We start from the raw sequence: 11,210 nt of genomic DNA, 5'->3' as shown, positions 1-11,210 counted from the left end.
GTTATCCCATCATTTTTTCGATTGGCATGACCAGGATTGAACTACAACCCAGGGCTTTAAGCTTTTCCATCGTTTCCCAGAACAGGTTTTCCGCGCTGACGACGTGAATGGCGACGGTATTCTCACAACTGGCCAGCGGCAGTACGGTGGGGTTTTCTGCACCGGGCAGCAGCTTTTTGACCTGTTCGAGGTAGGCTTTGGGCGCGTGCAACATGATGTACTTGCTCTCTTTGGCCTGCATCACGCCATCAATGCGCGGCAACAAACGGTTGACCAATGCCTGCTTATCATCCTCGAGGGGATCGGCGCGCTGGATCAGTACCGCCTTGGAGCGAAATATCACTTCCTCCTCCTTAAGACCGTTGGCTTCCAGCGTGGCACCGGTGGACACCAGGTCACAGATCGCATCGGCGACACCGGCACGGGGTGCCACTTCCACCGAGCCGGTTAACATGACCGCCTTGGCATCAATGTCAGATTGCTTGAAATAGCGTTCCAGCAAATAGGGATACGTGGTTGCGACTTTCAATCCGTTGAGGTCTTTTGGCGAGCGGTAATTGAATTCGCTTGGCACCGCAATGGACAGTCGGCAACCGCCGTAATCCAGCCTGCGCAATACGTTGAAGGCATTGGCTTTGCCGGCCGCCTGACGCTCCAGCATTTTCTCTTCCAACTCGTTTTCGCCGATGAAGCCCAGATCAACAATGCCATCCATCACCAGTCCCGGAATGTCGTCATCTCTGACGCGCAGCAGATCGATGGGCTGATTGGTGGAATGGGCGATCAGTAAACGGTCGCGGATTTGCAGTTTGATGCCGATGGCTTTTAGCAGCGCGATGCTGTCATCGCTCAGTCGCCCCGATTTCTGGATGGCGATACGTAGTCGTTTACTGTCAGTCATGTTGTCCTCTCGCAGTTGTGTAACCCAAACAAAAAACCCCCGGAAGGATCCTTCCGGGGGTCATGCGATTCTGCTTAAGCCGCTGGAAGGAACCCAATAACCTTCCAGCACCAACCTGAAAGGTTATGCTATATGATGATGGTGATGATTTTGTGTCAGGAAAATGGTTTGCATGGGTTTGTTTTCAGCCATTGGCTATCAATTTGTTGTTTTAAACAGTAGCGAATGACGCTGGTCAATGCAATAGTGGTGGCGCAAAAATCATCACATTGCGACGGCATTACTTAAAACCAAAGGTTATAACCCAACCTGTTAATAGTTTTTATCGGAACAAATGCGCGCTAAAGATGGTCAAAAAGTGTACGATATATGTGTAGGTTATTGATTTTATTGAGCGCCCATGTCGAATGATTTGATATTTCCCATACTTCCCCGTGAAGGCAAAGTGCCGGTGACTGCGGAAGAGCAGAAAGTTGAGCAGGTCAGCAAAGAAGCTAAGTTGCGTGAGCTCAACGATGAAGAGCGCGCGGATGTTATTGATGAGCGCCACCCCAAACAAAACGCCAAGCAGCAAGGCAAACAGGAGGGGCAAGACAAGGATGATGACAATAAGGCCGAGCAGGACAAGGATGGCGACAACGGCGACATTACTGTGGACGAGTTCGGCCGCAAACACCTGGACATCTATATCTAGTTATTTCATCAACGCCCTAAGGCCATTTCAAGGCGGTGACATGGTCGCCTTGGGGTCGGTTTTTCGGAGTCGTTCAACCAGTTCCTGTTGCGGGACTCCCTGCCAAAAACTCTGATTCTCCAGATAGGTTTTATCTTCCAAAACCGCAGGTATTGCGCGGTTGATTGCACCTATCACATGCCGTCCCCAGGCATTGTTGGTGCAGCCAATGGCACCGTAGACCCACTCATCATGGTTTTCTGCGATGGGGGACAGGGACAGATCGGTAAGTCCCTGAGATAAGGTGTAGTAGCGAAAAATCGCCGGATAGTCGATGGTGTACTGAATGCGATCCAGGTTGATTTGGTTAAGCAACCGCACCGTGCCTTCGGTGCCGGTCAGTTGTACCTGCGTTGAGGGGAAGGGGGCATTGTCAATCAACCGCTGAATCGTTGGCGGGAATTTACGCGACGCGGAAATCCCGAACACCAGCTCCTTGCGATTCAATAAACTGCGTAACGAAACCTGCACCTCTTCACCTTGCCAACGCTCAAGGGCACTCGTGCGCGCAATCAACTGGTGCGGTGGGTACAACGCTGTTACATCGGAGAAATACCAGTGTTCACTGGGCGGACGCTTTATCATGCATGGGAAACACAGGTTTTCGCCCGCGATGACTTGCTGACGGATGCGGCTGTGGGGAGCGAAATAACGTTGATGCTTGAGATCGGGCAGCCTGTCGATCAGCTCATCGACCAGCACATCGCACAGCCCGGCATGCTTGAAAGGTTCGCTCATGATATGAAACGGGGGCGCGTTGTTGATCCCCCAGACCAGTGTACTGTCAGCGTTGGCTTGACTGCCCGCACACCACAGGCAGCCCAGAATGATCATCGTCCTAATCATGCTGTCACCTTGCTGCCCTTAACCGGGCCTCAATTCCTTGTTCCCTGGCGGTCAAACCGCGCACGTCGGTAGATTAATTAACCTTAGTACAGTTGCGACCCGGTTGCGAGCCCCGACCGTTTATTCCACCGTAAACTGCAGGCCGGCATGTTGCTCCAGACGAGTGATCAGATCCTGGCCAAAGGCGCTGGCCGGGGTCCAGAAACCGCCTTCCTTGTCAGCGATATCAAAACGCAGGCACAGTGCAGCCTGTCCGAGCATTTTGGCGGTTGAGCCATAGCCCGGATCCCGATCGCCATATACCTTTACCGACACGGTGTGATTGTCATCGGTCTGGCCAATAAAACGCAGATCATAGTAGCCATTTTCCTGTTCCCGGGGCGACGGGCCCTCGCCGGGTTTGGGCAGAATCCAGTTGGCCAGCATATCGCGGCTGAGTTTGAAGCGACCGGCCAGCATGATCCCTCCCAGTACGGCCGTCATTGAATATGCACGCATACGGCCGGACATGTCGTGACCGGTCAGCATGGCTTCGTCGTAGCGAAAGTGATCGGTATAGGCGTTTTGCAGCAATGCGTTGCTGCGGTGCACGATGCGGGTATTGATGGCGGCCATGACAAAGGGCGCCATCCACGACTTGAAGCGGCGGTCGTATTTGGCCGAATGCAGATTATCTTGCCTGACCGTGAAGCCATGTCCGTCGGGACACAGGGCGTAAGGGTTCGCGATCACCTTGCGCAGTGCCGGCGAACGACTGACTTCTTCGATCAACTGCAACATACTGGCGACGGTCCCGCCGGACGCGCCACCTTTGAGGCGCCTGACCCGCATGGCAATGGTGCTACACGGTTGCTGGTGCTCCTGTTGTGCCTGTTGTTGCAGAAAATAAACCCCCAGATCCGACGGGATGGAGTCAAACCCGCAGCTGTGGACAATCCGTGCCCCGGACAACTTGGCGACACTCTCGTAGCGCGCCAGCATGCGGTGGATCCACTGGGGTTCACCGGTCAGGTCACAATAATCTGTGCCCAGGCTGGCACAGGCTTTCACCACCGGTTCTCCGTACAGGGCATAGGGCCCGACTGTGGAGATAACCACATGAGTGGCGTTGCACATGCTGTGAATACTGTCATTGTCAGTGGCATCGGCGTGCAGCAGTGTTACCGGATTGGCCTTTTCACCCAGTTGTTTCTTTAAGCTTTCCAGCTTGTCCATGTTGCGCCCGGCGAATGCAAGGCGCAGCTCTGGCTGGGTGCTTAATTGCTGCACCAGGTAATCGGCAGTGATTTGCCCGACGAAACTGGTCGCTCCATACAATACGATGTCATGTTTGCTCATGATGCTCCTTGGCAACAACAAATGTGATGAGTTAGGTTTACAGTATAAGTGCTTGACTCAAAAAGACTATATCTGATCAATGGCGATTTCATGACAACCACAAAACGGGCGGATTCATTGCTGCCACCAACGGTTGCAGCACACCATGAGTCCCGCTTGAGCCAGTTGCTGACGGGTTTCCAGCCGGTCGGGTTGATTCAGAAATCGCCCGATGGGCAGGCGGATCTGACCCGCGCTGAGGGTCAAATCGGGCAGGTCGTGATGCAGCGCTCCCTGTGCTACGTGCAGGTAGGTGTCAGGGACCGGCAGTCGCCATAGCCGATTAGGGTAACGAAGGCCCTGTTGTACGCGAATATCATTGGCGGTGATGGTGATCACCTCGCGTCGATAGGACTGTTGCGAAACCCGGTACATCAGGTAGGATAACAAGCCGACCTCCAGACCGGCGAACGGCAGTATCAACCAGGCGCCACTGAGGCTCCACGCCAGCGCGACAAGGAGCACAAACGGGCAAAGGATCCACAACAGGATTTTGGTTTGTGACCATGATGCCGAGCGGTTTGGCGTCAGGACAATCACTGTTTCCTGTGTGTCAGCATGTACAGTAACCATGAATACGGTTTAGCACATTTCCCGCCAAGGGGTTAATCCGTTCATTGCATCAAGCCGTAATCAACCCAAAACAAAGGAACCCGTTGGTCTGTGACGTTATCATTTTCTCCTGCAACCCTGACACGCGTGACGGTGGCTGTCTTTTGGTGCGCATTGCTTGTGCTGCTGCCCGACAGTCTTGGCCTTATTCGTGATTACGCTGCATTTTTACTGCTGGGCGTTACGGGCGCGGTGTTTGCCAACGCGACCGGTGCGGGTGGTGGGGTGGTGTTTATCCCGTTTTTTAATCAACTCGATTTCTCTCCCCAGGTAGCGGTTGCCACCAGCTTTGCCATCCAGTGTTGTGGCATGACCGCAGGCGCGCTCACCTGGTGGGCCCATTACCGGCACCAGCATCGGGCCGATCAGGAATGGCAGCCCATCGGCACGTTGGTGTGGATAACCGTGCTGCCGTCCATCGCGGGTCTGTGGCTGGCCCAGGGATACCAGCATTTCAGTGGCCCGATCATTGATGCCGATGTGTTGCACTGGCGATTCGGGGTGTTTTCTATCTTCCTGGCAATTGCCATTGTCGCCACGGTGCCGTTGATGAAACAACGGGCCATTAATCATCGTCTGGCCCGGTTCGACTATCTGTCGCTGGTGTTGATTGCGCTGATGGGGGGGGCGGTGACATCCTGGCTGTCCATCGGGGTCGGCGAGTTGGTGGCGATTTATCTGATCCTAAGGCGTTTCAACGTGACCTTGGCCATTGCTGTGGCAGTGATCCTCAGCGCATTTACGGTCTGGGCCGGGGTGATGTATCACGCGCTTGTCAGCGCAACGGTATTCTGGCCGGTGGTGTTGTTTGCCGGCGCCGGCGCCATCATTGGCGGGCAGTTGGCCAAGTACCTGGTGCTATGGTTTTCGCCCACTCACCTGAAGCTGTTTTTTGCCGGTTGGGTACTGGTGCTCGGCGTGGCAGCATTGCCGGCCTAGAGAATGCTGTCCGCTTTACGCCGATTGGCTACCGGGGGACAGGTACACTGTGTTGGTAATGGTCACGCCGTCAAACTCGAAATCAATCTGACCGCAGGGCTTCAAGCCCAGATGTTGGTAGAACCCATTGGCGGCGTTTTGTGTCCAGGTGTATAGCCAGTATCGGTCGCCGAAACGTCCCTGGACGGCTTCCAGGAGCTGTCTGCCAATACCGAGTCCGGCATGGCGTTTGTCCACATACAGGGTGTCTATTTCGAAGCCGTTGTCCGGGTGCTGGTAGTGAGAAGCAAGGTTGATCAACACATAACCTTGCAAGATACCTTCCTGTTCACTCACCAGCAGATGGTAGTGAGGGTCATTCAACAACGCCTGATAGCGGTGTTCGGTAAACGTGTCCAGTACATGGCGGGTGTAGGCGGTTTTTATGCCATCTGTGGCGTACGTGTCGATCCATACGCACAGGCCCAACAGGGCAATATTGGCACAATCATGACTGGTTGCCGCTCTAATCATGAGGTAACAAGGGTTCCATCGGGTAGCGTAAGTGTGCCGCGAGTATATGATCTGCTCTACGATGGAACAAGGCCGCGCCAGGAAACGCAGCCCGTGCGTCGACTAGTAGGCCCCCGCGCTGTAGGTTAATTCGTAGCTGTGGCTGTAAATTTCCAGAATGTTGCCAAACGGATCCTCCATGTAAATCATCCGAAAAGGCTTTTCCCCCGGGTAGTAGTAACGGGGATTTTTCATGCGCTTTTTACCGCCGGCGGCAACGATTTTTTCCACCAGCTCCTCCAGATTCGGATCCTGCACGCAGAAGTGAAACACGCCCGTTTTCCAGTATTCAAAATTGTTGTCCGGGTTTTGCTGATTATCGAATTCAAACAGTTCAACGCCGATCCGATCGCCGGTAGAGAGGTGGGCAATTTTGAACCGCTGCCATCCAGCGCCAAACACGTCGGTACACATTTGCCCGATGGCTGAATCATCTTCGGTGATTTCGGTTGGCTTCATGATCAGGTACCAGCCCAATACCTGAGTGTAAAACGACACGGCTCGATCCAGGTCGGGTACTGAAATACCGATGTGGGAAAAGGTTCGCGGATAAGGGGTTTGCATGACGTGGCTCCGTTGATTGAAAACACTTGCAGTGTAGTAGATGGTGGGCAATGATATAAAATTATCATTTGTTAGCTTGATGATTACAAAACGTTATGGTTAACCCAGCCTGGCTACGCAGCTTTTGCACCCTGGTACACACGCAAAATTTTACGCGCACTGCTGAGCAGTTGTTTATGACCCAGTCGGGTGTCAGTCAGCACATCAAAAAGCTGGAAGGTTTTCTGGGCGCATCATTGCTGGATCGCGATGCCAACGGTTTTGAACTGACCGAAGCAGGGCGGCGCCTCTATCAACAAGCACAGCCGATAGTGGATTCACTGGCACATCTTCAGGAACAGGTGATGGCAGATCCTCCCCATCAAGGACGGGTCAATGTGATATCGCCGGGCAGTGTGGGGTTGCAGTTGTACCGACACTTGTTAGGTTTCCAACAGCAGCATCAGGGCCTGATCATTGACCATCGTTTTGCGCCGAACGGCTCAATAGAGTCTGCCGTTGTACAAAAGCACGCGGACATTGGTTTGATGACCCAGATCCCTCAACACCCTCAATGCGCGTTCAACGACGTTGGCCGGGAACAACTGTTGTTGGTCACCCCTGCCTCAGAATCTGTTCCGTCACTCAGTGCGTTGGAAAAGCTGGGATTCATTGATCACCCCGATGGTCATCACCATGCCAATTTACTGCTGAGCGCTAATTTCAGTGATTTTTCCAGCTCGCAACAGATCCCGGTACGCGGCTTTTCCAACCAGATTGGCCTTATCCTCGAACCGGTCAGCTTAGGGTTGGGCTTTACGGTATTGCCTCAACACGCGGTTGCATCTTTCGCTAAGCCCGAATCTATCCGCGTGCACACGCTGAGCACGCCGGTCTATGAGCCTCTGTATCTGGTGACATCAGCGACAACACAACGTCCGGCCCGAGTACAGGTACTGTTGGAGGAGATACGCGCCTGGCTGAAATCTGGTTAGGGGCGTCGTCACAGGAGCGGGTATCAGAAGGAACCCGTTGACTGGGGCAGCAACCCTGCGGGAGCCTTTCCCGTAGCGCGGTTGTGTCTTAAGCTTGATACATGGACAGATTAGGCGTGCAATTCGGGAGCTGCCAAATGCCATCAAGCCACCAAGCGCAACCATTGGTGAAAATTACCCCGCCAGACTGGGTCAAAGACGCGGTTATCTATGAAATCAATGTTCGACAGTTTACCCCCGAAGGTACTTTCTCTGCGGCGATGCAGCACTTCCCACGACTGGTCGCGTTGGGCGTTGATGTCCTGTGGCTGATGCCGGTGCATCCGATTGGTACGCTGCATCGCAAAGGAACATTGGGCTCTCCTTACGCGGTTAAAGATTATTACGGCGTTAATCCGGAATTCGGTGATATGGATGACTTCAAGGCGCTGGTTAAGGAAGCCCACCGTCTGGGCCTGAAAGTGATCCTTGATTGGGTGGCCAATCACAGCGCCTGGGACAACCCACTGACCCAGCAGCACCCCGAGTGGTATGACAAAGACCACAATGGTCAGTTTAGGTCAACGCCATGGTGGGATTGGAGTGATATTATCGATTTCGATTATCACCACCCCGGCCTGCGGCAATACATGAATACAGCGATGCAATACTGGGTGCGGGAGACCGATATTGACGGCTTCCGTTGTGACGTCGCCGGGTTTGTGCCGAACGATTTCTGGGCCCAGCTCCGACACGACCTCAGCGCGATTAAACCGGTATTGATGCTGGCTGAATGGGAGTCGCGGGAATTGCATTTTGATGCCTTCGATATGACCTACGCCTGGAGCTGGAATGAAACCCTGCATAGCCTGGCGAATGGCAAGTGCAGCCTGCAGAAACTCTACAAGTACTACGCCTGGAACGAAAAAGCCTTTCCCCATGAGGCGATACGGATGACCTTTGTCAGCAATCACGACAAAAACGCCTGGGACGGCACCCAATTCGAACAGTTTGGCGATGCGTTACCAGGCGCTATCGTGTTGTCGGTGCTGGGCGAGGGGATGCCGTTGATCTATAACGGTCAGGAGGCCGGCAATCCCAGGCGGCTGGCTTTTTTTGAGCGGGATCCGATAGACTGGCAAACCCACTGGGTGGGCGAGTTGTATACACACTTAATACACCTCAAAAAGCGCTACTCGGCACTGCACAATGGTGCCTGGGGCGCACGTATGCAGCAAGTGACCAACGACAGTGGACACCGGGTGTTCAGTTTTGTTCGCCACAACGCTAACGGCGGTGTACTGGTACTGATCAACTTCAGTCCAGACAACCTGACCATGACCAGTCAGCATGATTTGTATTGTGGGGATTATCGGGATGCTTTCAGTGCTCAGCCAATCTCCCTTAGCTGTGGCGATCCGCTCTCATTTGCACCCTGGGCATACCGGGTTTTGATCAAGGAGTAATCACGTGACTCAAGCGTTAAATGGTGTCCTGCTCGACATGGCAACCCTGGGTGATGATTTGAATATGGCAGCGTTACAACGCCTGCCTGTCCGCTGGCAATGCTTTGATGCAACAGCGCCAGAACAGGTGATGTCACGCATCGATGGAGCCCAGGTGGTGCTATCCAATAAAGTGGTACTGGATGCAGCCACCATAGAGGCAGCTTCACAACTGGAGTACATCGGCGTACTGGCGACCGGTACCAACAACGTGGATGTTGATGCGGCCCTGAACGGTGGCATTACGGTGCGTAACGTCGAAGGTTATGGTACCGCCAGTGTCGCCCAGCATACCCTGATGCTGATGTTAAACCTGATGCGTCGCTACCGTCATTACCAGCGCGCGGTAGACACCGGGCAATGGAGCCGGGCCGAACAATTCTGCCTGATGGACGAGCCTCTGCGCGATTTGAACGACAAACACCTGGTGATTGTTGGTTATGGCGAGCTGGGGCAGGAGGTGGCCAGGCTGGCTCGGGCGTTTGATATGAAAGTCAGTATTGCCGCCAGGCCCGGACAGCCTGTCAGCGACGGCCGAGAAGCCCTCGATACGTTGCTACCGGAGGCGGACATTGTCAGCTTGCATTGTCTGTTGAGTGAGCAGACAAGGCAGTTGATCAATGCACAGCGCTTGCAGCGCATGAAGCCCAGTGCCGTGCTGATTAACACCGCTCGTGGCGGGTTGATTGACGAGTTGGCGCTGGCAGATGCCCTTGCCAGCGGAACCATTGGCGGGGCAGGGCTGGATGTGCTGAGTCAGGAGCCGCCAGCCGCGGATCATCCGCTGCTGCGATACCGCGGCGATAACCTGCTGATCACCCCGCATAACGCCTGGGCCAGCCAGGCTGCGCGGCAACGTCTGCTCGACATTGCCTGTCAGCATGTGGGCGACTACCTCGCCCGCCGATGAGGGATTACAGAATCCCCCGTTGCAGCGCATTGCCGAGCATAAAGACCAACGCGTAACCGGCGGTGTATGCTAACAACAATAACAGGCTGTATTTGGCGTAGCGGGCGAAACTCAGCCCTTGTACTTTACTCATCGCCACGATCCCCGCTGCAGAGCCAATCACCAGCAGCGAACCACCCACACCGACGGCATAGGTCAGTGATAACCAATCTGTCAGGTTCATGTGAATATCGGTTTTCAGCAGCGCTGCGGTCAATGGCACATTGTCGACCGCGGCGGACGCCACGCCCATGACAAAGTTGGCGATCACCGGCGGCATATGGGCATACAGGTTAACCAGGAAGTCCAGTGCATGGATTTGCTCCAGGGAGCCGACCAACAGCAAGATGCCGAGGAAGAACAGCAAGGTATCAAACTCAATGTAGCGGATGTAGTCCAGAATGGGGTCGTTGTCGTCCCGTTCGCCGAAGAAATGCGCGACCAGAAACATCACACTCAGGCCAGCCAGGAAACTCAGCACCGGTGGCACCTGGAACAGCACGTTAGCGGTGATGGTGAACAAAATGGTGCACAAGAAGATCAGCGCAATCATCCCGTCCAGCGGGCGAATAGGGCGGGGTTGCTTCTTGATCCGCACTTTACCGCTCATGCCAACACTCAGCAGGGAGGCCAGTAACAATACCGCGAACAGCGCCGGTAATGACAACCAGAACAAGGTCAGGATACTGACTTTTCCGGCCAGGAAAATCATCAGCGTGGTGACGTCACCGGTGATCAGTGCCACACCGCCGGAATTCACTGCAAACACCACCAGTACCGCAAAACGCATGGTTTTGTTGGGCGGCAGACTCAACGACATGATCAAGGCAATGGAAACCAGTGTGGCGGTGATATTGTCGGCCAATGACGAAAACAGAAAACTGAACATCGCGGTGAAAAACAGCAGACGTCGCTCAGAGATGGCGCTTGGCATCACCCGGTGCAACAGGCTCTCTATCAGGCCTTTCTTGTTCAGATAGGCGACAAAAGTCATCGCCGCAACCAGAAACAGCCATAACGTTGAGATTTCCGTGAGGTTTTCACGCAGGTGGTGATTAACCGATTCTGTGGCCTGTTCGGAGCCGGCGAACATGAACATCAGCAACCACGACAGGGTGCCAAAGAATAACGTGACTTTCGCTTTGTTAACGTGAATGACTTCTTCAAGGACGACCCCCAGAAGAGCCAGTACGGCTAACGCGATCAAAACTATGTCTAACATGAGCAGGGGATGTGCGGGTCGCAGGTGCGGGGGATTGTAAGGGGTTTGAAAAATTCC

12 protein-coding genes and 1 other annotated feature are annotated in these 11,210 nt (G+C 54.1%); of the genes, 5 read left to right on the top strand and 7 right to left on the bottom strand.

Translation table 11 applies throughout. The annotated features are described in order from the left end of the window. Position 1 precedes the first annotated feature (1 nt). A complete protein-coding gene (hisG, locus tag LJ739_RS08515) occupies positions 2-901 on the bottom strand; it encodes an ATP phosphoribosyltransferase (protein WP_229159222.1) in 900 nt (299 codons plus the stop codon). A 27-nt stretch (positions 902-928) separates the two neighbouring features. Further along, positions 929-1,049 (bottom strand) — a sequence feature (His leader region). Positions 1,050-1,301: 252 nt separating this feature from the next. On the opposite strand from hisG, the gene LJ739_RS08510 reads away from it, so the two are divergent. Beyond that, a complete protein-coding gene (locus LJ739_RS08510) occupies positions 1,302-1,595 on the top strand; it encodes a hypothetical protein (RefSeq protein WP_229159220.1) in 294 nt (97 codons plus the stop codon). A 27-nt stretch (positions 1,596-1,622) separates the two neighbouring features. Here the strand turns inward: LJ739_RS08510 and LJ739_RS08505 are convergent, their stop codons facing one another. From LJ739_RS08505 to LJ739_RS08495, 3 genes are all read right to left on the bottom strand, one after another. Then, positions 1,623-2,480: a hypothetical protein gene (locus tag LJ739_RS08505; protein WP_229159218.1), complete on the bottom strand. Its 858-nt coding sequence runs from the start codon at positions 2,478-2,480 to the stop codon at positions 1,623-1,625. Positions 2,481-2,600: 120 nt separating this feature from the next. After that, positions 2,601-3,818 (bottom strand): saccharopine dehydrogenase family protein, encoded by a 1,218-nt coding sequence (locus LJ739_RS08500; RefSeq protein WP_229159216.1) that lies wholly within the window; start codon positions 3,816-3,818, stop codon positions 2,601-2,603. 114 nt (positions 3,819-3,932) lie between these two features. Next, complete coding sequence (locus LJ739_RS08495) at positions 3,933-4,430, bottom strand: DUF2244 domain-containing protein (RefSeq protein WP_229159213.1); 498 nt, start codon at positions 4,428-4,430, stop codon at positions 3,933-3,935. A gap of 90 nt (positions 4,431-4,520) precedes the next feature. On the opposite strand from LJ739_RS08495, the gene LJ739_RS08490 reads away from it, so the two are divergent. Next, positions 4,521-5,408 (top strand): sulfite exporter TauE/SafE family protein, encoded by an 888-nt coding sequence (locus LJ739_RS08490; protein ID WP_229159211.1) that lies wholly within the window; start codon positions 4,521-4,523, stop codon positions 5,406-5,408. A 15-nt stretch (positions 5,409-5,423) separates the two neighbouring features. Here the strand turns inward: LJ739_RS08490 and LJ739_RS08485 are convergent, their stop codons facing one another. Both LJ739_RS08485 and LJ739_RS08480 read right to left on the bottom strand, forming a co-directional pair. Then, positions 5,424-5,921, bottom strand: a complete 498-nt coding sequence (locus LJ739_RS08485) for a GNAT family N-acetyltransferase (RefSeq protein ID WP_229159209.1) — start codon at positions 5,919-5,921, stop codon at positions 5,424-5,426. A gap of 102 nt (positions 5,922-6,023) precedes the next feature. Further along, positions 6,024-6,524, bottom strand: a complete 501-nt coding sequence (locus LJ739_RS08480; RefSeq protein ID WP_229159206.1) for a lactoylglutathione lyase family protein — start codon at positions 6,522-6,524, stop codon at positions 6,024-6,026. Between the two features lie 95 nt (positions 6,525-6,619). Between LJ739_RS08480 and LJ739_RS08475 the strand changes: the two genes are divergently transcribed. From LJ739_RS08475 to LJ739_RS08465, 3 genes are all read left to right on the top strand, one after another. Next, the gene (locus LJ739_RS08475) at positions 6,620-7,498 is read left to right on the top strand and encodes a LysR family transcriptional regulator (RefSeq protein ID WP_229159204.1); all 879 of its coding nucleotides are present in this window, start codon (positions 6,620-6,622) and stop codon (positions 7,496-7,498) included. Positions 7,499-7,635: 137 nt separating this feature from the next. Further along, positions 7,636-8,943, top strand: coding sequence for an alpha-amylase family glycosyl hydrolase (locus LJ739_RS08470; RefSeq protein ID WP_229159202.1), 1,308 nt, complete (start codon positions 7,636-7,638; stop codon positions 8,941-8,943). Between the two features lie 4 nt (positions 8,944-8,947). Then, positions 8,948-9,892, top strand: coding sequence for a D-2-hydroxyacid dehydrogenase (locus LJ739_RS08465; RefSeq protein ID WP_229159199.1), 945 nt, complete (start codon positions 8,948-8,950; stop codon positions 9,890-9,892). Positions 9,893-9,896: 4 nt separating this feature from the next. Here the strand turns inward: LJ739_RS08465 and nhaD are convergent, their stop codons facing one another. Next, complete coding sequence (gene nhaD / locus LJ739_RS08460) at positions 9,897-11,153, bottom strand: sodium:proton antiporter NhaD (protein WP_229159197.1); 1,257 nt, start codon at positions 11,151-11,153, stop codon at positions 9,897-9,899. Positions 11,154-11,210 lie beyond the last annotated feature (57 nt).

It is taken from the genome of Fluctibacter halophilus, assembly GCF_020687825.1.
Taxonomy (GTDB): Bacteria; Pseudomonadota; Gammaproteobacteria; order Enterobacterales; family Alteromonadaceae; genus Fluctibacter; species Fluctibacter halophilus.
This window is presented reverse-complemented; position numbering and strand designations above follow the sequence as displayed.